The sequence below is a fragment of the Phyllobacterium chamaecytisi genome (assembly GCF_020164455.1).
Classification (GTDB): domain Bacteria; phylum Pseudomonadota; class Alphaproteobacteria; order Rhizobiales; family Rhizobiaceae; genus Phyllobacterium; species Phyllobacterium chamaecytisi.
The window spans coordinates 13251-38394 of record NZ_JAIQWW010000020.1 but is presented as its reverse complement, the minus strand read 5'-3'; the positions used below and the strand labels follow the sequence as shown (position 1 = coordinate 38394).

At 53.9% G+C, this 25144-nt stretch carries 21 protein-coding genes; 8 read left to right on the top strand and 13 right to left on the bottom strand.

Annotated elements, in window-relative coordinates:
- Window positions 1–298 precede the first annotated feature (298 nt).
- Together LB462_RS24760 and LB462_RS24755 are read left to right on the top strand one after the other, a co-directional pair.
- Window positions 299–2071 (top strand): DUF262 domain-containing protein, encoded by a 1773-nt coding sequence (locus LB462_RS24760; protein WP_224513513.1) that lies wholly within the window; start codon window positions 299–301, stop codon window positions 2069–2071.
- Window positions 2068–4401 carry a DUF262 domain-containing protein gene (locus tag LB462_RS24755; protein WP_224513512.1) on the top strand — a complete coding sequence of 778 codons (2334 nt, stop codon included), beginning with the start codon at window positions 2068–2070 and terminating at the stop codon, window positions 4399–4401. The genes LB462_RS24760 and LB462_RS24755 overlap by 4 nt, the downstream gene beginning before the upstream one ends.
- Window positions 4402–4870: 469 nt before the next feature.
- Here the strand turns inward: LB462_RS24755 and LB462_RS24750 are convergent, their stop codons facing one another.
- The 5 genes from LB462_RS24750 to LB462_RS24730 all read right to left on the bottom strand — a co-directional run bounded on the left by LB462_RS24750 (window position 4871) and on the right by LB462_RS24730 (window position 12308).
- Complete coding sequence (locus LB462_RS24750; RefSeq protein ID WP_224513511.1) at window positions 4871–8851, bottom strand: nSTAND3 domain-containing NTPase; 3981 nt, start codon at window positions 8849–8851, stop codon at window positions 4871–4873.
- A gap of 201 nt (window positions 8852–9052) precedes the next feature.
- Window positions 9053–9268, bottom strand: coding sequence for a hypothetical protein (locus tag LB462_RS24745; protein WP_224513510.1), 216 nt, complete (start codon window positions 9266–9268; stop codon window positions 9053–9055).
- A 137-nt stretch (window positions 9269–9405) separates the two neighbouring features.
- Window positions 9406–11118 (bottom strand): DUF2326 domain-containing protein, encoded by a 1713-nt coding sequence (locus tag LB462_RS24740; RefSeq protein WP_224513508.1) that lies wholly within the window; start codon window positions 11116–11118, stop codon window positions 9406–9408.
- On the bottom strand, window positions 11108–11350 hold the full coding sequence (locus tag LB462_RS24735) for a hypothetical protein (protein ID WP_224513506.1): 243 nt from the start codon (window positions 11348–11350) through the stop codon (window positions 11108–11110). The genes LB462_RS24740 and LB462_RS24735 overlap by 11 nt, the downstream gene beginning before the upstream one ends.
- Entirely contained in the window at window positions 11343–12308 is a 966-nt protein-coding gene (locus LB462_RS24730) for an SMEK domain-containing protein (protein ID WP_224513504.1), read from the bottom strand. Before LB462_RS24730 ends, LB462_RS24735 begins: the two co-directional genes overlap by 8 nt.
- Before the next feature lie 644 nt (window positions 12309–12952).
- On the opposite strand from LB462_RS24730, the gene LB462_RS24725 reads away from it, so the two are divergent.
- Complete coding sequence (locus LB462_RS24725) at window positions 12953–13546, top strand: type II secretion system protein GspG (protein ID WP_224513501.1); 594 nt, start codon at window positions 12953–12955, stop codon at window positions 13544–13546.
- 1024 nt (window positions 13547–14570) lie between these two features.
- Here the strand turns inward: LB462_RS24725 and LB462_RS24720 are convergent.
- The 4 genes from LB462_RS24720 to LB462_RS24705 all read right to left on the bottom strand — a co-directional run bounded on the left by LB462_RS24720 (window position 14571) and on the right by LB462_RS24705 (window position 17141).
- Window positions 14571–15365, bottom strand: coding sequence for a hypothetical protein (locus LB462_RS24720; protein ID WP_224513500.1), 795 nt, complete (start codon window positions 15363–15365; stop codon window positions 14571–14573).
- A gap of 344 nt (window positions 15366–15709) precedes the next feature.
- Entirely contained in the window at window positions 15710–15886 is a 177-nt protein-coding gene (locus LB462_RS24715; protein WP_224513498.1) for a hypothetical protein, read from the bottom strand.
- 54 nt (window positions 15887–15940) lie between these two features.
- Entirely contained in the window at window positions 15941–16870 is a 930-nt protein-coding gene (locus LB462_RS24710; RefSeq protein WP_224513497.1) for a tetratricopeptide repeat protein, read from the bottom strand.
- Between the two features lie 40 nt (window positions 16871–16910).
- A complete protein-coding gene (locus LB462_RS24705; protein WP_224513495.1) occupies window positions 16911–17141 on the bottom strand; it encodes a hypothetical protein in 231 nt (76 codons plus the stop codon).
- A gap of 330 nt (window positions 17142–17471) precedes the next feature.
- Here LB462_RS24705 and LB462_RS24700 point away from each other — a divergent pair, with 330 nt between their 5' ends.
- Window positions 17472–17819, top strand: coding sequence for a pyridoxamine 5'-phosphate oxidase family protein (locus tag LB462_RS24700; RefSeq protein ID WP_255627606.1), 348 nt, complete (start codon window positions 17472–17474; stop codon window positions 17817–17819).
- Window positions 17820–19801: 1982 nt separating this feature from the next.
- On the opposite strand, the gene LB462_RS24695 is transcribed toward LB462_RS24700, so the two are convergent.
- The 4 genes from LB462_RS24695 to LB462_RS24680 all read right to left on the bottom strand — a co-directional run bounded on the left by LB462_RS24695 (window position 19802) and on the right by LB462_RS24680 (window position 22342).
- A complete protein-coding gene (locus LB462_RS24695) occupies window positions 19802–20431 on the bottom strand; it encodes a hypothetical protein (protein WP_224513494.1) in 630 nt (209 codons plus the stop codon).
- A 36-nt stretch (window positions 20432–20467) separates the two neighbouring features.
- Window positions 20468–21160, bottom strand: coding sequence for a hypothetical protein (locus tag LB462_RS24690; protein ID WP_224513492.1), 693 nt, complete (start codon window positions 21158–21160; stop codon window positions 20468–20470).
- 87 nt (window positions 21161–21247) lie between these two features.
- On the bottom strand, window positions 21248–21667 hold the full coding sequence (locus LB462_RS24685; RefSeq protein WP_224513491.1) for a hypothetical protein: 420 nt from the start codon (window positions 21665–21667) through the stop codon (window positions 21248–21250).
- Window positions 21668–22042: 375 nt separating this feature from the next.
- On the bottom strand, window positions 22043–22342 hold the full coding sequence (locus LB462_RS24680) for a hypothetical protein (RefSeq protein ID WP_224513489.1): 300 nt from the start codon (window positions 22340–22342) through the stop codon (window positions 22043–22045).
- A gap of 127 nt (window positions 22343–22469) precedes the next feature.
- Between LB462_RS24680 and LB462_RS24675 the strand changes: the two genes are divergently transcribed.
- The 4 genes from LB462_RS24675 (at window position 22470) to LB462_RS24660 (ending at window position 25051) form a co-directional block, all read left to right on the top strand.
- Window positions 22470–22745, top strand: coding sequence for a hypothetical protein (locus LB462_RS24675; protein ID WP_224513487.1), 276 nt, complete (start codon window positions 22470–22472; stop codon window positions 22743–22745).
- A gap of 497 nt (window positions 22746–23242) precedes the next feature.
- The gene (locus LB462_RS24670; RefSeq protein ID WP_224513485.1) at window positions 23243–23794 is read left to right on the top strand and encodes a hypothetical protein; all 552 of its coding nucleotides are present in this window, start codon (window positions 23243–23245) and stop codon (window positions 23792–23794) included.
- Window positions 23795–23796: 2 nt separating this feature from the next.
- Window positions 23797–24162 carry a hypothetical protein gene (locus LB462_RS24665; RefSeq protein WP_224513483.1) on the top strand — a complete coding sequence of 122 codons (366 nt, stop codon included), beginning with the start codon at window positions 23797–23799 and terminating at the stop codon, window positions 24160–24162.
- Window positions 24163–24253: 91 nt separating this feature from the next.
- Window positions 24254–25051 carry a hypothetical protein gene (locus tag LB462_RS24660; RefSeq protein WP_224513481.1) on the top strand — a complete coding sequence of 266 codons (798 nt, stop codon included), beginning with the start codon at window positions 24254–24256 and terminating at the stop codon, window positions 25049–25051.
- The last annotated feature ends 93 nt before the right edge of the window (window positions 25052–25144 follow it).

Sequence of the window (25144 nt, the reverse complement as noted above, 5' to 3'; positions counted from 1 at the left end):
CATGGAAGACAAGCTTGCTTGCGTCGTGGATGGCGGATTTCCTATTCGCCATCCCACCACGATCCTGGAATTGGGTCCGGGGGCAAAAAAACCCGTATCTCGTCCTTGGGTTGGAAGGTGTACCAGAGAGATTTCGTTATGTCGCCTTGAGGCGGTTGGATTTCGCTGTTCCGCAGTTGCAATTGAGCGCATCCGCAATGCTTTTTGGACGTGAACGTTTAACCTAACATTGAAAAAAGGTTTCGAACTCGTATGGTTGCCCGGTCGCTCGATTCGAGCGTTCCCCCCGAGGTTTTCAATGCCAGCCGATTCATACGAAGTTACTCAAGTCACCGTAAAAAGTCCGCGGCTTCAGAAGGTGGGAGGAAAGGGCGGGATCGCGGGCGAATTTTTCGTTCCTGCCTATCAGCGAGGTTACCGCTGGGGGAAGCACGAAGTAGAAGCTCTGCTGAGCGACATTTACGCGGACGGCAGCCGCGCCCCGACCGACAACTACTGCCTGCAGCCTATTGTAGTCAAACGGCGTGCCGGAAAGGAAGCCTACGAGCTGATCGACGGGCAGCAGCGTCTCACGACGCTTTATCTGATCTACCGTTATCTCAACACCGAAGTGGGGATGGAATCCGGTCACCGGTTTTCCCTCGTGTACGAAACGCGGCCAGCCAGTCAGGCGTATCTGCGGTGTCTAGATGCGGAGCGCATGAGCGACAACATTGATTTCTACCATATGCATGAAGCCTACGAGTGCATCAGGAGCTGGTTCGCGGTGACGGCGACTCGCCTAGGGACACCTTCTAAACTCATAGCGTTCAAGGTCCTGGATTATCTCGAAAACCTGGTTTACGTCATTTGGTATGAACCCGATAATATCGATGCGACCACTCTCTTCATTCGTCTGAACGTCGGACGTATTCCTCTTACCAATGCCGAACTGGTTAAGGCGCTGCTGCTTTCGAAGGATCTCGACGCCCACAATTTTCAGCGTCGTGTAGAAATCGGGTCGCAATGGGACGCTGTTGAGCAGGACCTTCAGCAGCCGGAGTTCTGGGCTTTTCTAAGCAATAATGATGGAGCGGATTATCCGACTCGTATTGAACTCTTGTTCGATCTCATGGCGAAGCGCCGCGTCGATGAAAAAGACCGCTTCTTTACGTTTCTGCATTTCAAGAACGCATTGGACGGACGAGTCAAGACAAACTCATCGAGCGTATGGGCGGCGATCGTCCAGTGTTATCAGGTGCTTCGAGGATGGTACGAGGACCGCGATCTCTACCACAAGCTGGGCTATCTGATAACGACTGGGATTTCCCTGCGTGAGCTGCTGGATCTTTCGGAGCTGGAGAGGACGAAGTCGGCTTTCGGCCGCGCCGTCGATCAGTTGATAATCCGTTCGATCGGGCTGCCCCCGGCAGGCGTCATGGAGTTGAACTATGAGACTGGTTCCCGGAAATGCGAGAATGTGCTGCTCCTGTTCAACGTGGAGACCGTAAGGCGGCTCAAGCATTCGACGGAGCGATATCCTTTCCACGCGCATAAAAGCGAGAAGTGGTCTCTGGAACACATTCACGCTCAGAATGCCGAATTGCTGACTACCGCCGAAGAATGGCGGCACTGGCTGGTGGATGGTAAGGCGGCGTTGGAGAAGGTGCGCCTGGATGAACTGGTCCTGGATTTGGAAAGAAAAGACGTAATCTTGGAAGTGGAAAAAGTTCTGTCCACTCAACTGACCGAAAGCAGATTCACGAGGCTTTCGCGGAGGGTGACCGCTCTGCTCAGCTCGGAGAGTGATGACGACTCGATTCACGGGATCGCCAACCTTGCTCTTCTTTCCAGACCCATCAACAGCAGTCTTGGCAACCAAGCATTCGCCGTGAAAAGATTAAGAGTTGTCGAGCATGACCGCAAAGGAGCGTTCATACCGATCTGCACAAGGCAGGTTTTTCTGAAGTATTACGTCGACGCGGGAAGCGAACAAATGCACTTGTGGAGCCGTGAGGATCGGCAAAGCTACTTGGAGGCATTGATCTCCAAGGATCGGGGCGTTGGACAGTATCTGGTTGGTGCACAATGACGAAAACTTCCTTCCGCAATATGCTTCGTTCTTCGGATGTCGCGGCGATCGAAATCCCGATAATCCAGCGAGACTTCGCTCAGGGACGGCAGAACATCGAGGTCAAGCGGATACGACGATCCTTTCTTGAATTCCTCAAGCAGGCGCTGACGGGTGATGAAGAAATCAGCCTAGACTTCGTGTACGGAGACACCAAAGACGGTCGCTTCATTCCGCTTGACGGGCAACAGCGTCTGACGTCGCTGTACCTGTTACATTGGTATTTGGCAGTCCGCTGCCGTGTCTCCGATGAAGAGCGGGATTTCATCAAGGGTTTTACCTATCACACACGCTTTTCGTCACGCGACTTTTGCGCGAAGCTCGCAACGATAAGACCCGTATTGAACGACCATCCGATCTCCGAATGGCTTCAGGACCAGCATTGGTTCGCCGGTTCGTGGAGAAAAGATCCCACGATCCAGTCCATGCTAGTGGTACTTGACGACTTCCGGGCATTATTCGCCGAAGTCGCTGACGAAGCCTGCCATGTCGCATGGAACCGTCTGACGTCCGAGGCAAACCCTAGCATTACATTCGAAATCCTCTCGCTCGAGGATATGGGACTTACCGACGAGCTCTACATCAAAATGAATTCGCGCGGGAAGCCGCTCACGGAATTCGAGCACTTCAAGGCGCAGTTCGAGCAGATGCTGAAAGAATTCGAGGAAGCGTTGCCTGCGGCTGGCAAGCAAAGCGGCCGCTATGCGGAATTCACGAGGAAGATCGATCAGGACTGGGCGGATCTGATCTGGCCTTTTCGAGGTGCGAACGACAATGCCGACGAAGAATTCCTCCGCCTTTTCAGGTTTATGACCGACATCACGATCTGGCGTCACGGCCTTGATTCCCGTCCCGCCGACGAGGATCTGGAAGCCACTGTCAAGGCGATCTACGGGGGCCCCGAAACGGAAGTTGCGCTTGCGGCCCAGAATTGCCTGTTCTCGGTACTGGACGGCCTCCGTGCGGAGTTTGCTTTCGCTGTGACGATGGCGGATATCAATCAATGGTTTCTAAGGCTGTTCGCGAACGACCAACACAAGGTGGGCAGCGTCACTATCTTCGGCGACATCAATCTCCTCGACGATTGTTGCCGAAGTTACGGGCTAAGCCAGGGGCGCAATCGCGCCTTCAGCTTGCCGAAAACTCTCCTACTTCATGCGGTCATTGAATACATCGTCGCCGATCCCCGGCCTTCGCGGGACGAAATAACGGTAAGGATGCGTTGCCTACGAAACGTAATCTTCGCGTCCCAAAACGAAATCCGCGTAGAGATTTTCCGCGCGCTTATCGATGAAGTCTCCGCCTACATTGTCAGCGGAGATCTGGCGGCGCTCAAAAGCTTCAATCGAGCACAGGTCGAGGAAGAAGTCGCAAAAGCGTCCTTTCTGTCGGCGCATCGATCGGTGGAACTGGCCGAGGCAATGTACAGGCTCGAGGATCACGATCTTCTTCGTGGCAATCTCGCGATGTTCGACTTGAATGTAGATGACCGGGTTTTCATTCGACGTGCCCGCGTGTTCGACGCTCTTTTTGCCGGAACAGCGTCGTACGATGAGATATCGCAAGCGCTTCTGGCATTCGGTGATTATTCGCAAAAGATTGCTGGCGACCGTTTCCAATTTGGAAGTCCATCGCTTCCGAGCGTCTGGCGCGACCTCTTCGTCGCGCGCAGTAGACCAGGAGTAGATAGCACGAAGGCCACGCTTACGAAGCTGCTAGACGCAGTCCCCGAGGAGGGCCTCGCCGACATCGAACCGACCCTCCGCAAGATCTCGGAAGACTATCTGCGGGAAACTGTAGCGTTGAAGAAATACGAGTGGCGCTACTACATGGCGAAATATCCGGCCATGCGCTCGGGAAAGAGCGGCATCTTCATTTCGTCGAGCCACGAGATGGGCTTCGATCTCTGCATGATGGAGCAAACGCGGCTGAGCAGTTACTACTCCGACCCCTATGTGCGCGCGGTGCTGGAGCTGGCGGGAGTGCCGCAAGACAAACACTTTTCAGTCTGGCATTACGGCTATTCCGGGTATGAAGCGGGTAGTCGCTGGAGTCTTTATTCGTCCAACAATCGGCATTTCATGCGGGTTACACAAGTGGGCTTCGAGATCAAATCCGGCCGTAAGTTGAGGATTCAGGCGATCTTGGACGAACGTTGCGCTGACAGCGGCGGAAGAGTGCACACTCATCAATCCACCATCGCTGGTATCGTGTTCGACAGAAAGGACCGCATTATGATGGCGGCTGATCTAGTGAGAGAAATAATCAAAGACGAAGACTCGGGGCCGTAGTGCGGAGCTTGACGGTTCTACGAGGTGAACACTTCAAGTGTGTCCAAAACGAGTTCATCGGATCATGCATTTAGCACGGGTTCGGTTACAGCGAGAGCCGCAACAACGAGGGTGTTTGTACAAACGCCGCGACCTTACAATCTTGGGAAGCCTTGGGATTTGATCCCTCTGTTAACCACTGCGATTGCGGTTATCGTATTCAATCGGTTGAGCGATCTGGTCCGGGGTTTGGGTTCGAATTCCATCAGGGCGAGTGGCAAAGGTAGTTTCTCACGAGCCACCATTTGGTCCAAGCTTGATCCTTTATTGTCGTAGATGGGGCCGTTACCGGCCTGTCGGCTTTCAGGTGATGGAGCCGGGTAGCGGACGAATTCGGGCGAGGAGAACATGTTGTCGGGCCCCGGAGGCGGCACGCGCCACAACTCCGCGACGGCCCTTTTCACCACCTTGGCGGCATTCCCAGCCCCGTTCACCGCTTCTTCTTTTTCTTCGGCCCCATGAACAACAGCACCTGCTCGACGCTGGTCGGGTCGCCCAGATCGTCCAGAGCCGTGTCGCCGAGCTTGCCCTTAGCGCCGGCCAACGCCCATTTCACCCCGACGTGGTTAGCAGGCAGCATCAGCGCGATCCGCTCCGCCGCGCTCGCGTCCCGCTCACGAACGATCCATATCGCGAGAAGCAGCAGGACCCGACGCTTCTCCATCGTCGACAGCTCCTCGGCGGCTTTGAGCACCTGATCCATCTCAGCGCGCAACGCGACGAGCAGCAGCAGCCGAGACGCGACCCCTTCGATCCGTGTCGCCAGCAGCTGGTGCGTAATCCGGCTGACGAACTCGGCCGCGACATGCTCATGGCCGGCCATGAGCGCCCAGGCCGCGGCCAGCCGAACGGCCCGCCGCCCAGGGTTGACGGCAAGATCGAACAGCAACCCCTGAAAGCGAGCATCGGCAGCACGCACTAGCAAAGCGAGGATCTCAGAGCGGACGTCAGAATCACGCGTGTCGATCGCCAGCCGGTAGAGATCGTCGGCCACACTGTCCTCCAGCGGCCCGAGCTTCCCCATCGCGCCGATCGCCGCCTGCGCGATGGGGTAGTCGTCCTCCTCGCCCCGATAGGAGGATCGAGGCGACCAATCGTCCTTCGCCAGAACGAGCAGGGCGGGGAGATGCTCAGGATGGGGCTTGGCGCCGAGCAGCGCGACCAGCGCTTTCCGTACTGGGCTGCCCCTATTGTCAGCGAAGGCCAGCAGAGCCTCGGGCAACGGCGCGGTCATGGGTGTTGCTACCGCATTGAGCGCGCGTGCGACCACCGCCGCGAAACGGTGCGCCAGACCCGCCTCGACCTCGGCCGTCATACCGTGCCGGACCGCGGCCTCAATCGCTTTGGCCGCACTGTTCGCCTCGTCCGTGTTGGCGAGCAGCCACCGCACGTCTTCCGGGACGAACATTGGAACGTGCTCGTCCAAGGTGACGCGGAACAGTCGTACCTCCGCGCTCGGCGACCTGGCGCGCGCCAGCAGCTCGCGCGCTTGATCCGAGAGGACGGGCGCCGCCTTCGTCTCAAGCTCGAAGGCGGCGTCGCAAATCTCCTTGAGAAGCGGCGGTAGGAGCACTGCCGCCCGCTCGGCGGCCTCGCCGTGGCGGCTGCCGTCGAAGTCCGACCGCTTGCGGCGCATCTGACCAAGGTCGATCGCGATCTCGACCAACCGGCCTTCCTGTCCGCGGGCGGCGATATCCTGGCAGATTGGCGGCAGCCGCTCGGCCGCCCGCTCAGCAAGGCACGTCAGCGCGGCAAGACGTACCTGGGGCTCGGCGTGGCCCTCGACGATACGCTCCACAAGCGTCGATTCGAAGCTGGCGTCCCAGGCCTTGGTTAGGACGTGCCAGAGACCGTCCTCGTCCTTGCTTTCGCGGCCCACCGCGAAGGCTCCGGCTATTTCGCCCGGTTCTGGAGCCTCGTCTTTCGCCAGCTCGCGGAGCCAGTAGTAGAGCAGCCGATCCCGATGACGATGCTCGGTCAGATGACGCCAGCCGACCGTCGCGCGGACCCGCTGGACATAGGCTTCAAGGAATTCGCCTGCGGTCCAGCCATCCTCGTTGTCGCTAAGGTGCTCGGCATAGTCTTCACTGTACTCGCCGTTGACAATAGCGAGTTGGATCTCAGCGTAGCGTTCGAGATCGGCGACGCTCGGGGTGCGCACTGCGACAGCGGTGTCGACAATCGCCTCAAACCCGGCGAGGTCGCCGAGCGCGCCTTCCACAATGGCGTCGTAGGTGTGCGAGACACCGTAGTATACCGCCGTTGATGCCGCGGCCAGGAACGCCGGCGTCAGTCCTGGCGCGACCCGCTCGGCCTCCGTGACGAAGCTCACCCGGAAGTCGTCGCGGGCGTGCGGCAGCACGTCGCGAATGAAGGTCTCAACGACAGCCTTGACCGCCGGATCAGCCCGCATGCGGGCGTACCACGCCTCATCGTGCGCCGGCGGCCCCCAGATATGCATCCACCCGAAGGTGAGAACCGGCCGGTGCAGGAGGAAGCGCGCGATCTCGGAAACGTTGCTGTCCGTCGACCCTGCCGCCTCGGCCAGATTGAGGTTGTCCTCGAACTCCTTGCCACCCTTTGTCAGTACGCTTGCCAGCCAGGCGTCGATCTTGGCCTGAGCCGTCGCCGAGGGCGCCGGCTTTAGCTCGGGCGTGCGATCGGCGGCGAGAAGCAGGCGCGTTGAGGCGGCGATACCCCAGGCCTCGCCCGGCCCGTCGGGCGCCACCAGAGTGTCGATCAGGAGCCGCAAGGTCCGCCGCGCAACGAGGCGGTCCCGGTCCAGCGCCTGCTCGATGCCGGCTTCAACCCGCGGATGATAGTAGGTGATGGTGCTCTCAGCCTGACGAAGGTTTCGAGCGGCGACGAGAAACGTGACGAGCGGCGAAACGCCCTTTTCGAACTGAGGCCCAATCTCGGCGAGCAGCTCTTCAATCTCGCGCAGCAGCCGGAGCGAGAGCTTGTCGTTGGCCTTGAGCAACCCCCACAGGACCGCGGCCGCCCGAACGTCTCCGCGTTCCTCGATCTGATCGACCACAGTCCGCTCGATCGAGTCCTGATGCGCCCGCCGGATCGCCTCGGCCACAAGTCCGGCCGGATTACGCCGATCCTTGTCGTCGAGGGTTGGCAGGGCATCGAAGAACTTCTGGATCTCGAGCGGTGTCGCCAGCTCGGCGAGTACTGCGCCCTCACTTTCCTTGGCGAGCGGCTGCAGGTTGCGCGGCAGCGCGTCGATCCGCGTCCGGTACAGACGCCGGCGCTCCGCCTGGCCGTAATGTTCCGCCTCCAACCCGACGCGCCACGGCTTGACGGTTTCGAGCGCACCCGCGCTCTGCGCGACGTCCAGCCGCGTGGTGGCAACGATCATCCGGTCTGGGCGAGCCTTCGCGAGGAATTGCGCGAGCTGATCGTTCCAGGGCCGGCTCTTGGGATCGAAGTCAAAGCGCCCCCACGGATCCTCGATGTCGTAGAGGACGGGCGGGTCCGTCACGTCGTCGCGGAGCTGGTCGGGCCCAAGCGTGATCGGCACCCGCGCGAGGCCGGGCACTTCCTTGCGCAGCTCGTCATAGAGCTTGCGCGTCGCCATGGTCTTGCCCGTCCCAGACTGCCCAATGATCAGCACGGCGTGCCGCTCGCCCATCGCCGCATGCAAGTCGGCCCAGTTCGTGGGATGGACGTAGTGGTCCAGCTCCGGCGAGCTGGCGATGTAGCCTTCATGGCGGCGGATTACTTGCTCGAGCTGCGCGCGCGTCCAACGACCGCCGCCCGCGCCACCAATGCGGACCCGCGCCTGCTCGCGCAGGGCCTTGCGACAATCTTCAAGCTTGGCATTGGGAACGCGGAAGCTCTCCGTCAGCAGCGTCTTGATATCAGTCGCGAGACGCTCCTCGTCCTCGTTGCCGATGATCGCGACCCGCCCCCCTGAGTCCGCAGGCAGAGCGCTCTTGATTGTCGCCGGCATGTCGCCCGACTTCGGCCAACTTCCCGCCCGTCGAACACGGACTCTCCGCGTGCCGCCGTTCAGGCCTGCCGAGGTGATCAGCAGGTATCGGGCTTTGCCATTTTCCAGCCGCTTGGCAGCCGAAGGCCGGGTCTCGCCGTGCTTGAGCAGCGCTTTCACGCCGGGGACGGTCCAGGCGTCTCCACCACGCAACTTGGCTTGCACGATCAGCCGATAGCCATCCAAGGCCGCCGTGCTCGTCAGGCGGCCAGGCTCATTCTCGGCGAGATCAGCCTCGATGTCTTCTTCGGAGGCTGGCTCAAGGATCAGCTCCTGCGCCAGACGGTTTGCCAAAACCAAATCGAGCGCCAACCAAACCGAGACGTCGATCTGATATTCGTAGCCCGCAATGGAGTGTCCGCCGGACCCGCTGTCCCCTTCTCCTTGCTTATGGTCTGCGCTTGTACTCACCGGTTTCCCGTCCAGCCTTGTTTCTTTTTCTTCCGCATAACACAAGGACGAGCCAGAACTAGCAGAATCCAGCCCTCGCCTGCCTCTTACCGAGTCCCGTCGACTGCGGCTCTTGGCACGCCTAAGCCATCGCACTCCGGAAGTGATTTAAGCGTTTCCTTGACAGCGTCCACGGGAGGATTTCCAAATCCACATCGTTCATCAGTTCGCATTAGAGACCAGTTCGTACTCGACATGGCGATGGGTCACCCCATCCGCACGGTCGAATCCAGCCAATAGTTTGTCGCGGTCGAACTCAATGCACACGCCGTCTGCTCCGCAGGAGAAGACCTGCCAGTGGTGGTAGGTCCTCTCCCTGCCCGCAAGATAGATAGCGAGCACAGTCTTGACTCTTCTCAACCGCTTGTACTCGAACATGAAGAATGCCTCGTTTCCATCGGCCCGTTTCGGGAATGAGGAAGGTCAGATGGCGGTTGCGCAATATGTGTAAGGCGGATGCTAGGTTGGTGTCGCGTCTGAATGTGATTTCGGTCATCGCACGGTCCTGCTCACGTTCACCGCGCTTCTTGGTATGTGGTTTTGAGGAATCGGTCGGACTTTGTAAACGATGCTACAACCGCACGCTTCAGATCATCGTACCAGATTTCTTCGGTGGCGTGAGTAATGCGGTCCACGTTGAGGGTCAGGATATACTGCTGTTCGTCCTCAAAGTCGGCGCGCGTGAACAAGAATTCGAGGCTCTTGTTGAGCGTGTCCTCGTCCACGTCGAAGATGTTGTCGTGAATCAACATGCCGGGGTGACGAAACTTGGTGAAATCGTTTAACAGCAACGAAATGTCGTAGATGAAGACTTTCTCCCGCTCGACGCTGTGGCTGCCGTCATCGTCTATGCGCAGAACGATATCGACAACCTGCTTAGTCGTTGTGGTCCGGATATCGAAGGACGCCGCCCTGTTGCCCTGGATGAACTGGTGTATGTCGAGGATTGTCCGCTCTATGGATTTCAGGCGATCCTTGGCGGCAGCAATGCTCCCCTGGAGGCGCAACAACTGCGTTTCCTTGTCCGAGCGCTTCTGCTGCTTGTCGATGGCAAGTTGGTCGTACCGGTCAATGAACGCCTTGAGTTGGCTGAGCTCATCGTTCTTGACCTGATAGGATGCGTAGGTCTGGCGGAGACTCTTTAGTTGGCCCTGTTGATTGAGGACGGCCAGGAACTTGGAATACCGGCGGTCGAGATCGGCAATCAGCTTGTTAAGTTCCTTGATCTCAACATCGATGACCTTCGCCTTCTCATCAAGCAGTTGACGTTGGAAGCGGTCGATCTTCTCCTTGAAGGACAAGACCTCGTCTAGGTCACGTGCGACCACCGTCCCGAGGCCGGAACGAAGCTCGTCAAAAAACTCTCGAATCTCGCCGCTGTCAATCGTCTGGGCCGATGCCATCGGCGCTAGCCTGGCCGAACGCTGGCTCAGGGTTTCCTTGCGACGGCGAAGACCTGCCATTTCCTCTTCTATGGCCAGCATATCTTCTTGGACGATGTTGAAGGCCGGGGTGGTCTCAAGCTTCTCAATCGCGTCGTTTATGGCTTTGACTTCCTCGTCGAGCGCATTCAGATCCGACCTAGCATCGTCGATCTTCTTCTGGCGCAAGAGGCGTACGCTTTCCCTGATGCGATTTTCCTCCTCAGCTATCCGGTCGATCTCCTTTAGGATGCCTCTGATCTCCCGATAGTTGCCAATGTCGATCCCGAGCAGCATCAGATGTGGTGCGTAGTTATCGGGAACACGGAGGCGAGTATCAAAGCACGATACGATCGATTTGAACTCCGACCGCTCGTCGCGGATCAGCGGTCCGAGCATCTCCCGGAAGCTCACGATCTTGTGCCAACTCGCGGGGAACATGACCTCGGTGAGGAAGTGGGTGGCGTCTTCGAGTTTCGAGAAGATGATCTCGCGTCCGTCGGTGAACAGCCGCGGCTGTTCCGCTTCTGCCAACGACCGCTTGAGCACATATTTCACCCCGTGCAGGGTGAACTGGACGCATATGAAGGTGGCCGGATCGAAGACCTCTTCTGGGATGCGCGACACCCGGCTCTCTGACTTCTTCTTGAGTAGCGCGAAGTTGATGAACTCGACACAGAGCGACTTGCCGACCCCATTGTTCTTCGAACTCGTTTCGTCGCTTTCGCCCAAGATTACATTGACGCCGTCGGCGAACCGGATCGGCTCGATCGTGCTTGGCTCGGTATAAAGCAGGTCAATTCGCATCGAGGGCCACCAGATAAGGCTCTTCGAAGTCCAGCAGTCCGACCGCATACAGGAATGTCAGACCGTACATCAACGAATTGAAGGTGAACCACTTCTCTCGCTTGAAGCGATCCACCAAATCGAAAATGCTGACGCGTCCCTCGCTTGACGATCTGATGTAGCGGATCACCTCAAAGCCAACTATCACCGGGGCCTTCTCGACGGCTTCGTCCTTGAGGAAGAGACTAGGCATGTTCGGCCATCGTATTTGGAAACACGTTACATGCGATCAACTGCTGGATAAGATAGAATCGGACTGCGCCTTCGTCGAACCCGATATCGCTGTCTCCCATCTTTTCCATCGTTTGCGACACCATGCTTTCAAGTGCCATCTTGGGGTTGTTCCCGTATTGCTGCAAGACGCGGTCACTCCAGTTGGTGAGGTATATCTGGAGCTTTTGCATTCGGCCATGGCTAATGTCGGATTGATTGGTGACTTCATCGAGTGTGGCGCCGTAAAGCATGTGAAGCTCGATGAACTGCCGCTTAAGAAAATTGGCATGGTCAGCGAACCTAGCATTTATCTTCCTGTCAGGGTCGGGATCCGTGAGGATGTCCGCGCGGACCAATTCGGCATCGGCTTCGCTGAGCACCTCTATCAGGCGCACCAAGGTCTGGACCTCGTTCGCCTCGCGGGGGCGACGCACAGAAATGCCGTCCTTGAGGTATTTTTCGCACTCCACAAGCTTTTGCAACGTTAGGTCTTCCAGGTGTCGGAGAACTTCGGAAATCCCCCAGACGTCGTCCCGCAAAGAGATCTGAAAGCCTCCCACTTCGCCAAAGGTATCCTGCTTAAACCCAGTCTTCTCCCCGATCATCAGTATGATCAGCCGATCGTAAGTGTTATCAAGACCGCCCTTCACGAAGCCGGAGTGCGTATGCTTGACCTTCGCCAATCCGGTGCTGGATGTGACCTGGATTGCGATCCTAGCATCATCGTCGCCCAAGTCGATCGCCTGGGCGTTTCTCTGCACGATATTGATGTTCTTCAGATGGTATCCAAACGCGAGGTTCAGGAAATCCCTGAAAAAATTCTCCGAGGCAACGTTGATGTCCTGATGGTTCAGGCTGTTGTGTATCTCCACCGAAACCCTCAGGATCGACAGGTAATATACGATGCCGTCTATGCATGACTTCCTGTTCATCGACATGCTGAGCTCCCAGCGGTCCGACGAAGCTCGAATCTGTCTGCGTCGTCAACATTTATCGCATAATCTATTGACAACGCCGCAAAGGCAATTGGTAACCTTGGCCGGACCAAGCCTGGTAAGTTCAAAGATTTCGATGAAGGCCTCAAAGCGCCGGGCCGCTAGCAATGACAGCTTTTGGGAAATTATATTGACTGCTTGATCGGCCGGAATGCGGGCGCTGAGCCGTCGTCGTTTGGCATGCCCCTCCATTACCGTTTTGCCGAAAGGACCGCATAGCGGAAAGTGCAACCTTGGGAAGTGAGCGACTCTGTAGCCCATATCTTGTCGAGGCGTTATCATAGGCGAATTGGTGTAAAGTGGGGCTGGACATGCATTGTAGACAATTAAGCTACAATCCAAATTGCTCGAAATTCGCGTGTTATCGGCATTTTCAAAGGAACGTTTATCGACGGTGATCGGTTCTGAACGAATCACCAAAAAAGAAAGATTTTTCGCCTGTCCCAAAAGAGAACGTTTACCAATTATGGATCTATACGGGCAGAGTAAAATATTATGAGAGAATTGATCGGCTTTTGCCTCTAAACCTATCGAAGCGACAGTTTTTATGCCTTGCACGACGAGTCGTAGAGTAGGCGGGTAAATTTATGACAAGCAATTCGGTAATGCCGGGGAAACACGAAAACCTCGGGGCCTTCCCGTTTGTTCTGGATGGGCTATCTTTTATACCCCTGATCGGTGTGCCGTTTGGAATTGTAGCTGTTGTTTGGGGGCTTTTTACCAAGCGTACCGGCGGCAACAAACTTGCTGTCGTGGGAATGTTGGGAATCTGCTTTACCGTCGTTGTATATGGCTCTCTGTTCTACTTTGGACTTGCGCAGCGCGGTGGTATCTATGATGAACTGCGCACAAAAATGGCTCAAAATAATATTAATTCACTTGTAACAGTGCTGGAATTCTACCGGACAACACACGGCGACTACCCAGCATCGCTAGACGTTTTGTCGGCTTCCCTGGGGCAAGAGTCTGTCGAACGCGTCTATATGCTTGACCCGCGTGTCACAACAGCTACAGCGACGCCCGTGTATTTTTATTATCAACGTGTGGACCCTAACCATTATTATTTGAGGGGAGTGGGTTCAGATGGAGAGCCATTTTCGCGAGGTTCTCTGGCGCCGCAACTTAACGCGTCAGCTGATAAGATTGGACTTTTGACCGACCGACCCGCCGGCCAGCCATAAGAAGCACGCCCCGCATGATCGACAGAATTCGAACTTGGGCAGCAATTATTGGCATGACTATGATCGGCCCGATCTTCCTGGGCTTCTATGTTGTGTGTCTGCTCAAAGGAGAATTCCCATTCAGACATTCCACTTTGAGGGCCGCTGAACATCCAGTCTTTTTTACTTGCTTATCGTGCCGCTTCTCTATGCAGGTTCCAAGATCACCCAGATCAGCATTATGTTCGCAATCGGATACTCTCGTGGGCGATCGAGACATTAGTTCATATGTTGCCGCAAAACCCTCAAACTCTTGCTCCAATAACAGCGTGCACGCAAAAAATTACCGTTCAATGTTCAAAACAAAAGTATCTCGCCGCACTCAATATCTGGACAAATAAAATGTATATTTATGGACTGAATAGGTGGGATCATGTTAGAATAGTGTTCTATATATTTTTGGGTTGGATATTATTTTCCGCGACCTATCACTCGTTATTCTACGTTGGATATAGACATGCCTCCGCTAACTACGTGTTGTGGGTGTCGGTAATGTACGTCTGTAGTCTAGTTGGCTCCCTGTATGAAGTCAGACTTCGACATAGGCAGGGCAAGCTCGACGTAAAGCACCAACTGGGGGCTCAGTTTCCTCAAGAAAATAGAGAGAAGAGCCTTGGGGTTTTTACTGTAGTATGCATTGGCATTGCCGTGGCGGCGGTTTTGGTTTCAGTAAGAGCAGTTGTTGCGAACGACAACTCGGTATTTACTGCATATGTAGTCACCACAAGTTGCATAGTTGGATATGTTTTGGCTATTGAGGCCTATATTATCTTGATTTCGGATAAGCAACGTCGCTTTTATTGAGATACGGCATAAAATGATGGAAGGCATCGGACATTATGGCGTCGCCCTGGATCGGCTAAAACACTTGATGCCGCTGCCGGACATGCCGCCAGAGCGTTGTTCAAACTGGTGACGCAACGCGCTTTATTTCTCCACTGAACTTGTGTTCAATCAGAATACACGCGCTCTGGCAGTTGACCACCTAAGTCTTATCGTCACCCTGCGGCGATTGTTGTCGATAAGAAGCCCTAACAGCATAGGTCAGAATGGTGATCGCCAACCACAGCCGCACGTAGGACACGCCGGCGAGGAAACCAACGTAAAGCAGGTTTCTTCCAAACGGAAGCGCCAATGGTTCACCAGCGGCCCACACAAGCCTACCCACGAAGAATTGAACGAAGGTGCATCCCACGAACACCAAACCGATAACTGCGATAGCCTTCGTCAGTTGCTTCCATCTTGCCCCAAACTGGCGAAGAACCGCAAGGAAGGTCGGCTTTCGATCAAGCCCCTTTTCAACGACCATTATGAATACAACTGCGGCAATCAGGGCACTCCAAAAAGGCAAGAAACCCCGACCCCATACAAACACGATACCATCAAAACCAAGCCAGAACTTTGACGCCGAGTATTTGTTCATTCCAAGCAAAACGGTCAAAATGACGGTGCAAAAGAATAGGAGCGAAAGCCGCCAAAGCACTGCCCAGCTCAATGACAGCTGACGATGAAACGAAAGCCGCTCAAGCGCGGTTGATCCTCCAGTCAACCTTACCATCTTCTGGCTTGCGAGCAGAAATGCGATGAACACGGGAACGTGCGCTACAAAGAAACCAAGCAGCGGAAGACCGCCGGGCAACGTTAGTGAATACAGGCGGATCACCGTTGCCAGCAATAACCAGGGCAGCGTCTCCAGCACCAGGTAGGGGCCAAAGCCAATTCTTTCGTTACGGTGCGAGCTGACTTCGAGAGAGGACAGTATCGTTGTCGCGGGTTTCATCAGACGGTTATAAAATCGTCCCGCCAAACGCGGCATTAATCCATTCGATCAAATGCCTTGCAACATCGCAATTTCGATAGAAATTGCTACGCTCGAGGCATTCTAAAAGATCTTTCCGTCCGCATTTTCAAATGAAATGGAAGCATAAGCGGGCAACCCTGTAGACGATATCCGCGAAGGTCCTTCAAAATACCCTCTGAGCAGTCGTTTGTTCGAGTCGATAGTTGCGGATGGCGATAATGGGCATGTAAATGCGTTTGAAGACGGGAAGGCTATACTGTCTAGCATTTTCATTTTCCTCGTCGCTCAATTGATGCAAATCCGAACTTCCCGATGCCACTGTGTTAGCGTTGACGTTCGGCAAGCAACTGATCTCGTTCACGCCTTAGAGTCTTAATTTCCTCACATTGGGCCCGGATGGCGGCTGCGGCAATTACAAGTAGGTGGCTCGCTCCGAGCGAAACAACAGCATCTTGTAACGCCAACAGCTCAAGGTCATCGGCGAGAATCTCATCGTCCATGGCAAATTGCTACCTCAACTGCAGTCCTATAAAACCCGGCAACCCGACAGGAATTCATGTACCCGAAATAATGCCCATGCCCGCCATCTCTTCCATAGCTTTTTTTGCTGGCTCGTCGCCATTGTCGGCTGCCTTCCTGAGCCATTCCGCAGCTCTGCTATTGCTTTGCTCTACACCTCGACCACGATAGTACATGAGGCCGAGGTTGCGTTGCGCAACGGGTTCACCGACTGCTGCTGCCTTATTGAGCCAACTCAAAGCCAATGCATCGTCCTGCTTCACGCCCTCTCCCATGAGGTAGAGGTAGCCGACCGTGGTTTGCGCACCGGCAACGTCCTGGAGGGCTGCCTTGTTAAGCCATTCAAAAGCTACCGTGTCGTCCTTGGGAACGCCTTTACCTTCCCAATAGAACATACCGAGGCTTGCCTGAGCTGGTGCAAATCCCTGCTCGGCAGCCTTGCGATACCAGTAAATGGCGAGGTCATTATACTGGGCCACCCCCGATCCGACTTCATACATGTAACCAAGATTGTTTTGTCCCTCTGGGCTACCTTGCATCGCCGCTTTGCGAAATAAATCGGCGGCCAACTTGTCATCTCTTGGTACCCCATTGCCGCTGTTGTACAAGACACCAAGGTTGACTTGCGCTAGTGCAACTCCCTGCTCGGCAGCCTTTCTGTAATAATCCGCCGCTATAGCTCTATCCTGCTGAACGCCTTCGCCTCTATCGTACATTATTCCGAGCAATGTCTGGGCGGGGGCCATACCCCCTTTGGCCAACGGCTCCAGTAATCTCAGAGCTTCTGTATAATTTTTTGCGAGTAAAGCATTCTGGCCCCGCGCGAATGAGTTGAAAAAAAGCCAATACCCAAGCAGGCACGCTGCAAGAATTCCCAAAACGATCCAACGGGTTCGCTTAGGATACAATGAAGGATATCGGGCTTTATAATCGATGATTTCGGATGCTGTCGGTACTTCGCTCACTTTACCCCCGGCTGCGGCCTAGATATTCATAGCAAAAATTCTATTTGGCTTTTTTTGATTTGTTCCGACCAGATGTTATCTCTGCCGAGAAGACGATCAGATTTCCATCAGGATCGTAGCGTCTGATACAACGCGCGATTTCGGCAGTCACGGCGCGCTGATCTGCGTTGCAGATACTGATTATCTTCTTCGCCTCCGGATCAGTGAATTCTTCTGAAGAAGCGCTACCCGCAATGACAAACATCCCAATTGTCAAAACTGCGACTTTCATGCCCCGACTCCCCCTTGGATCTGCAGCAAAAAAGCAGACTCGTCGTCTTCAGTCGAGGCAAAAACTGCTGACATCTGGTTTGGCGTGATATTTATTTTGAGCTTGCTCCCTATGTCCCGACCTGCCTAAAAACGCAATACAAAAGGCAGGCCGGGTTGCTGACAATTGGGGCTCAGCGGCCAAAGCATGCTCCCATGTGGTTAAGATTAAGTGAGACCCCGACGTGGGTGCGCCGTGCCGTGGGCGGCGGCTTCAGAAACTCTGGAATTGGTGATACAAGTCGTTATGCCGCGAGAGTTCAACCCAGACGATCTTCTAAGTCGCCCACTCATGGCAAATCTGGCGACTGTTAATAGGGACAGTGGACCGCGCAATGCACCCGTATGGTTCATATGGGAAGAAGGAACACTCTGGCTTCTCGGATCGTCAGACGGCAGCGCAGTGAAACATCTTGAGAGAGACCCACGTTGTGCGGTGGAAATCGTTCATTTCGACAACGACGCTGGTATCTTGCTGCATCTTGGACTGCGCGGTTCGGCTACCATTGAACCAATGTCGTCAGATCGTTTCAAACGGCTTCTGCACAAGTATCTCGGGCCTCAAGAAAGTTGGAATCAGTGGTTCATCGACAACGTGGCGCAGATAGATCATCCCGATGGCCGCATGATCAGGCTCTGACTAGCACTTTCACCAACAACGTCTCATTCTTCAAAACTGGCCCTGACCTGGCTTGGCCACCGGACCCCTAGCCAATTTGCCAAAGCTGTATCCTGATTGACGCGACTATTTTGGGTCCGGAGCAGTCTTTTGCAGTTTATGATCGGCTCCAAACGACCACCGCAGATAGCTCTTTACCAGCTGAACGTTAGCCGGTGTGTCTTCAACCATCGTCGGAGATGAACAGCCTTGTTGGACGACCTCCAAAGCTGGTTGACCTTCTGCGTCGAGCACCGCCTTGAACCCTACGATTACCTGTTTGGGTCCGCCCCATTCTCTTCTCATTCCGAAGGTGGAGTGCCGCCATGTCGCTTGCCAGGCTGTCCGTGGCCAACGAGGTCCGAGATACTCGACAACTTCGAAATCCATGCGCGCATCGTGTTGTGCCTCTCGATATTCATAACTCGTGACACGAGCCCTGAGTACAACGTCCGCTTTGTTGTACGTCGCGAGATCCTGTTTTACGGAGCCGGGACAGGCATATGCAGTTCCGGGTACGGCCGATATGACGAGCATTATTGCGAATGTCGCTTTGGCGCATTTTTTCATTGTCTTCCCCAAACCTCGAGCATCTTTCTGCTCTTATCGCCTTTGCAACGGATTCGCTGCAAATGGTTAAGCGGCCTAACATGCAAACTTAGGCACGCCGCCGTCGAACACTCGCCAGCGAGGCATGATAGCAGGATGACTCTCGCGTTGTGGTGTTTCGACCCTTTCCGGGGGCCATTGCTCCAACAAGAAGTTCGCCGCATCTTAAGCAGTGCCGATGTTAATCATTTGGCCGGGGTCTGCTACCCAGGACGGTGACCGGCCTAGAGGCCCTTCCATGGGCTTATTGCAGCGCAACGGCTTTCAGGGTTCCACTCCATCAAATTCTTTATGGTCTACCCAAAGGAAAATTACGCGACGATTTGCCATGTCACAGTGCTAATTCTCGCGGCCCAACGACAATGAGGTTCTCCACAGAATTTCGACTTTAGACTTGTGGCTACATGCTGCGCATCACTCTATCAGACAATGATCTGGTTACAGCGGAGTGAGTTGAATTGCGTTACTATGTGCAAGTGTTCGTACTGTTGTTATCCGGCTTCGTCGTGGTGGGATGCGAAACAACAGTCACAAATCCAGATCGTTATTTCACAGAAACAGTCTCGACACGAGCTGGGAAGGAGGTATTACTGACAGCCTTCTCGCAGGTCCTCCCCGACTGCGCTAACCGCAGGCTTCCCACCGTGAGGGTGATTTCAAGGCCTTCGCACGGTGTCGTCAGTTTCGTACAGGGCGAAGGCAAGCTGACCGTAGGTAGGACTCATTGCACATCTGGAAAAGTGCCAAAGCTTGGGGTGTTCTATACCCCTACAGCCCACTTCTCTGGAACTGACACCATCGAGGTTGTTGCTACGGGCATTCTGAAAGGCGACTACGAACGCATCAAGTTCTTGGTAAGAGTTTCGAAATAGCGGCAGCACGGAGTGTACTTACGCACAAGCGCTCATCGACTCGGCTAATCGTCGCGATCTGGTGAGGCTTCAAGGTATCACTCCGATAACGTCACATTCTGATAAATTGTGCGATTTCTGGGCAACCGGTTTGTAGGAGGTAAACCTACCTCCTGGAATGCGGCCCCACGTTTATTGGTGTCGTGAAATGCGGTCACCAAGCGCTTATCCGCTTCAGGACCAGCGAAAGTTCTCGAAATCTGTAACCCAGAGAGGCCGATTCGTAGGCTGCCCAAGAGGAAGATCACCGAGAAATAGACAATGGACACGCCGATCATGATTCTTACAACCAGATTTCTGTTCCGAGTGTCGCTGAAAATCTTCAAGTCCGGCTCCCCGTTTTTGATTTCGTCCGCTACCTCCACTTTCGCGTCGACGACTGTAGTACTCCAGTCGTCAGCGTCGCCTTATTTCAAGGGTAGGGCTTCTCAGGTGTTTCACTCATCAGCTTTTCAATAGACATTTCGTGATCAGCGACCGGATCGCGCTTCCGTCAGCTGTTGGCACGAATGTCGCTCCGGTTTCGGCTATGTGAAATGCAACGTTGAATGGTGGAGGACGGTCGAAAGCTTGTGCTACCTCCTCCATTTGATCAGGCAACATTGGGTGTGTCACGACGACATCAATCTGGTCATGAGGAAACCAAACAGTCTTCGGAAATTCGATCTTTACTAAGCTGCTTTCGCCCCTCCGGTACACAGAAAACGTGCCAGTTGATGGGTCCGGGTCCCGTGGACGAAAATCCTTAGGGATCGGGATTTGTGTAAAATCAACCAGCCGCAAAGTGCGGTCTGCCCCACAGACCAGCCGGAGAGAACTGTCTCTGAGGAGTGTTCCCCGAATGCCAATCTCGATGTCCGCTACTTTTTTCACACCAGGTATTGCGATGCCATCCCAATCCACAAGCAGCCACTTGATCGGCTGGTAGGCAAGGTAACCCGCCACCGCGATTGCAATGACGATGAGGAAGCGCGCCAGTTTGCTATTGTGGTAAGAGTCTGAATCGTAGTCGATGTCACCTGGTTCCCAGATCACAGGTTCTGGTTCGGTCAATGCCGTCGGCTTATTGGACACTTTTTGAGTTCGGCTACAACCGACGCTTGCAACATTTCATCGGTCACGCAAGAGCTCCGTGGAAAAAGCGATTCCCTGCAACTCGCGCATACCGTTTGTTGGCGCGCGAATGTATGGGACTTCGCCTTTGGTCAGTACAAGCCAGGGTAGATATTTTTGGATACCGGTAGTGATGGGAGCGTTTGTAATTGTGATATCCACACTACGAAGGCGAACCTTTGGACCATAAAATTCTGCAAGCCTAAGAGGATCCACTCGTTGTATCGTCTCAGGTTTTGTGTCGTCGGCAAATCGGACAAGCAGCGGCATATATTGCGGAGGAACTTCTCGTGAGCCTGACAAGTTCTGCAAACTCCGGACGAATGATGCTGCGTCCATCCCACTTTTATTTGCCCGCTCCAGTTCTCCAAAAATCTTGGGTACGAGCCATTCCATCGTACGATGCCCTCCTTGTGCGCCCGTAAGAGGCGCATAAAGTCTGCCATATCCAGGAATGGCAATAGAAACAGCTTCTCCTCGAAACTGCGCCGTCATGTTGCCGATATCGGGCAGTATTGTCGGTCGAGCAGAGAAACGAGCTTCTATGACACTCAAACCTTCTATGCTCTTGCCTCCAACGTCCAAGACCACTTTCAGTTCGTAATGAATAATCGAAACCGGAGTAATCCGTATCCACAAAATGACGAGCGCAACAGCTAAACCAACAGCGAGCCAAGTGACCCGGCTCATTGGTCACTCCCGCATAGAAGGTCAGTTATTGAAGTGGCCCCCGCCGTTTGCCACATCGCTTCATGGGTGGTTGCGGCGTTATAAAGATTATACACTTTTCGTACTCCAGATCCTCTCGCTGCAATATATCGCCACAAAATAAAAAACGTAGGCGGATACGGCGCCCCACATAGCCAAGAATATGTTGAGGGGAACTGACACTCCAAAAAACATGAGGGAGCCCACGAAGCCTGTGAGGGAGCCCAGTATCGCATAGGGTCCAGAAGTGTTGTGAGCCTGTCTGGCGCCAACTATCGTGATCAAGATTGCCGGCAGGATCGCGACGGCTCCGATCATCTTCGATATGAAGACCGTGAAGCCAAGGAGCTCCTTGGGATTTTTGATTATCGCCTCAGTGGTCCAGTCGCCGAGGAAAAGGCCAAAGCCAAATCCTCCAACGAGTGAAGCGATCACGAATCCGACTATAAAAAATACCATCCGGCCTACTAGACTTAGAATGCGCTGCATGGAGTATCTCGTTGAATGAAGAGATCGCAGTTCTAGAGATAAGTCATTGCTAATCCCTCAATTTACACGCTGCAGTGGCCAGTGACGCATATCCGAGTTCCCTGATCAGGAACCTGCGTTCCGATAGAGCACCGCGACCGCGGTTTGGACATCGCCATTGTGCTCGGCGATCAGCCGTTCGACATCATCATCGTGTTTCAGTGCCGGTTCGTTCATTGGCCTCTCCTTTTAAGACAAGCCTGTTCGTTCCCATTTCAGACAGGGGTTTTCCAGTTTTCAGATTGTCGGTTGAACGGCCGTCGCTACCGTGTGCGTTCCATATTTGTTCTCATGCTGAAAAGAGTCGAGGGGAGATTGGAACGCTCTGGGCAGACTTCATCCGTTAACAGAATCGGGGCCATGTGTTGCAAGGTTAATCGGCGGATCAGGGAAGGTTATTTGCTGATGCCGCGAGTAGGAGGCCCAATGTAGGAGCGCCTCACCAGCTTCGGTCCAGCGGCCAAATGTACGGCCAACGGCTACTTTTTCCATATAGCCGAGCTCTGCTAGTGCATCGATTGCGCGCTCGCCTGCTCCCATTGCGTCGCTATCGAGCAGATTGTCGGGGCGTTTTTCAAGATATTGCCTTACCATGGATGCCAAGGCACCCAGTGCGCGCCTTTGACGGTCATCCATTTCTATGAGTCTCCGATCGATTGAGTTCGGCCTTGCACAGTTAGGCTTTTGCAACAGTGTATAACACTTAGGCTCGCTTCTGAAATATGAAGTTTGAAACTTGCCTGGGCAGGCTAAACGATACCTATTGCTTATTCGTAAGATCCAAACCCGCAGCGCGAGCGATTGGCAATATTCTTTGGTGGTTTCGTTCCACACCTTCCACGGTATCCTCACCATCCATGCAACACATCCGCCCCGGAACCAGAACCTTGGGCGGATTGACGCTGATGTCGATAACGTCGGACAGGAAAATGTGAAGACCGTCGCTCAACGTCGTGCTGCGTCTGGTAAAAAGCATTTTGCTGTCTGGGGAGATGAGAACGTCATATCCTCGATGAAAGCCGTAGGAGAATCCAACTGAGACCCCTGGAACCTTTTTCCAGATAAACCCAAACGTACGGCTACTCTCAAAAAGGTCGTATCCCTCTTCAAACCAAGGCCTCCCCATCAAGGCATACATTGTACCGGTGGTACGGGATACGACAGGTTGTCCATAGGACGTTGGACGGGCGGCGCCGTAATCCCCTCTCTGCAGACGATTTGAGTTTGTGCAGTAAGCGAATGGAAGCAACACAGCTACAAGCACCATAGACACCCATACAAACCGAAAAAAGCTTCGCATCAACAATCCATCCCCATCCATCTTGAGAAGTCTTTTTGCGAGTCCGTAGCATGTACCGGGGCCGAATTTATGCTGAATTAGGTAACAAAAAACACCAATGTCGGATTAACTATCTGAGAATTATAATTATTCCCCAGCTACTTCGCTATGGGAGCTGGGTGGAAACTATGCCACATTTGGTAGACTGATGAATATTTGAACTTCGTAAACCAGTGACGTTTGAGGCCGATGATTATATGATCAATCAGGCCGGTTCCGAAAAAGGATGTTTGGTCTCCGATGAGCACTCGCAGGTTTCGAAGTTAACAATGCTCCGCAACGTGACCATTCTATTGGCTGTAACACTGGTAGTCCTGTTTGTATCCTCGATGCTTTATGTTGAGAGAAGTCTTATCGCGTCAAAAATAAACAATACACATTTCGATCGAAGAAAAGTTAGTGAAATTCTACCCGGAGCTTGGGACGTAGTCTGTGGTATTGATGAAACGTCGAGGCCAAGCCTTGTACTGGCCCAGGCTGGCTACAGCAATCTGCACTTTTCCAAACTGGGCAATAATAGCCGAGACATACTTTTTGATGGCGAAACTGGTCTCGTCTTGATCAATTTACGCGAGCTCACCTACTCGCTTTTCCTCGTATTTGACCGCGATAGAATCGCGATCATTCCGACTTCAACGAACGGTAAGCGTCCTTGTTGGACCTATTCCTCCGCTACCTTGGTCAGAAATGAGAGTTCAGCTGCCAACTGGCTCTACTTATCCCTCGTGGGCGCAGAGCCTCGGCGATGACAATGCGCCGCGAAGCCTTTCTATTATGGGAATTTCTTAACGGATTGAAGGTTTTCCAGATAAAGCGGCCAGTTGGCGTAAATAGCCTGCATTTTGGCAAATACTACCATGCAAAGCTTCGCATCAAGGGAGATCCCGACAGGATGGTAAGTTGTGTTATGCACGCTCCCGTGCCCCGAAAGACAATAGATGGAGCAGAAGAAATATTGGCTACGTACCTCGTGGTCGCTGAAACGGGCATCACGGAATCGGATATATCGACTTTGACGGGCGTTGAAATAGGGGAACTCCTCACACCCCAGGAGTACGAGTCGATATCCAGTCAATTAAGAGGCCAAGAAGGAAATAATGGTAATACAATCGGTTAGGTGGCTTTCGCATTCGACGCCGAATTCCGCAACGTCAAATGGCTGCAGAAACCTCTTTTAAATCTTTTCGTTTCATCCGGATGAGAGCTTCATGTCTAGTGCAGCAATAGTATTTCTGGCTGTCAGTTCAATCACATTTGTGAGCTTTGTGTCAGCTAGGGCAGCCCCGAAATGTGAACACACCAGTGCCGTTTCCAGCAAAGGAGCTGGCAAGCCAGTGTTAACAGACTCGGCAGCGCATTTGCTTTCCGAGGAACATTTCTTCAACGTAAGAGGAACCTTGTTAAAAGTGCCATTTGGCTATCTAAATCCTTGGCCCAGTACCCATCTGGAAAAGATTGCCGCAAACCCCAAGGACGGGGACGCGACCCACAAAATTCCTGGACTTGCTTTTGCCTTCTGGATGCCGAATCTGCGCTATTCGGAACTTGATAGATTTAACACGCCTTGGTATCGGCCTTGTGAAAAGGGGCGAACAATACCGCAAGATGGAGAGTATATCGTCGAAGCTTCGCTCAGTTCTCCATGGCTGCCCCTGGATACACCTGGATTGCAGTTCCCCGCGCAAAGTTTCAACAAGCGGATCGCTCGGCAGAACGGTCATGTGAAGTTGACTGCCGAATTTGGATTACGAAGAACAACCGGCGGTCCGTTCATACTTTATGGAGCCGAAGCAAGCGGGGATGATCCTGAGGTCTCTATTCGATGCTGGCGCGAACCTCAAGAATTTCTAAATCCATCGTGTCATGGCGAGGTTTTATGGCACAACGACAGGCTTGGTTTGTCGATCCGTTTTCCGCAATCGGAAATTTCCAATTGGTCCCATATGGCCGACGGTGCGCGGGCACTTTTGTACCGTTGGCGCGAAAATGCTGATCAGCACCAATAGGTTGAACCTGTTTAGATGATGGCCAATATAGGTTGCACAAGTCTAAGATATTACTCGGTGAGCTGTCGATGAATCCAAATGGTAAGTCTCAGC

Excerpts from the sequence above, each read along its gene's own strand:
- LB462_RS24760 (WP_224513513.1), top strand. The coding sequence starts at position 299 with ATGCCAGCCGATTCATACGAAGTTACTCAAGTCACCGTAAAAAGTCCG.
- LB462_RS24755 (WP_224513512.1), top strand. The coding sequence starts at position 2,068 with ATGACGAAAACTTCCTTCCGCAATATGCTTCGTTCTTCGGATGTCGCG.
- LB462_RS24745 (WP_224513510.1), bottom strand. The coding sequence starts at position 9,268 with ATGTTCGAGTACAAGCGGTTGAGAAGAGTCAAGACTGTGCTCGCTATC.
- LB462_RS24740 (WP_224513508.1), bottom strand. The coding sequence starts at position 11,118 with ATGCGAATTGACCTGCTTTATACCGAGCCAAGCACGATCGAGCCGATC.
- LB462_RS24735 (WP_224513506.1), bottom strand. The coding sequence starts at position 11,350 with ATGCCTAGTCTCTTCCTCAAGGACGAAGCCGTCGAGAAGGCCCCGGTG.
- LB462_RS24730 (WP_224513504.1), bottom strand. The coding sequence starts at position 12,308 with ATGTCGATGAACAGGAAGTCATGCATAGACGGCATCGTATATTACCTG.
- LB462_RS24725 (WP_224513501.1), top strand. The coding sequence starts at position 12,953 with ATGACAAGCAATTCGGTAATGCCGGGGAAACACGAAAACCTCGGGGCC.
- LB462_RS24720 (WP_224513500.1), bottom strand. The coding sequence starts at position 15,365 with ATGAAACCCGCGACAACGATACTGTCCTCTCTCGAAGTCAGCTCGCAC.
- LB462_RS24715 (WP_224513498.1), bottom strand. The coding sequence starts at position 15,886 with ATGGACGATGAGATTCTCGCCGATGACCTTGAGCTGTTGGCGTTACAA.
- LB462_RS24705 (WP_224513495.1), bottom strand. The coding sequence starts at position 17,141 with ATGAAAGTCGCAGTTTTGACAATTGGGATGTTTGTCATTGCGGGTAGC.
- LB462_RS24700 (WP_255627606.1), top strand. The coding sequence starts at position 17,472 with ATGGCAAATCTGGCGACTGTTAATAGGGACAGTGGACCGCGCAATGCA.
- LB462_RS24690 (WP_224513492.1), bottom strand. The coding sequence starts at position 21,160 with ATGAGCCGGGTCACTTGGCTCGCTGTTGGTTTAGCTGTTGCGCTCGTC.
- LB462_RS24685 (WP_224513491.1), bottom strand. The coding sequence starts at position 21,667 with ATGCAGCGCATTCTAAGTCTAGTAGGCCGGATGGTATTTTTTATAGTC.
- LB462_RS24680 (WP_224513489.1), bottom strand. The coding sequence starts at position 22,342 with ATGGATGACCGTCAAAGGCGCGCACTGGGTGCCTTGGCATCCATGGTA.
- LB462_RS24670 (WP_224513485.1), top strand. The coding sequence starts at position 23,243 with ATGATCAATCAGGCCGGTTCCGAAAAAGGATGTTTGGTCTCCGATGAG.
- LB462_RS24665 (WP_224513483.1), top strand. The coding sequence starts at position 23,797 with ATGCGCCGCGAAGCCTTTCTATTATGGGAATTTCTTAACGGATTGAAG.
- LB462_RS24660 (WP_224513481.1), top strand. The coding sequence starts at position 24,254 with ATGTCTAGTGCAGCAATAGTATTTCTGGCTGTCAGTTCAATCACATTT.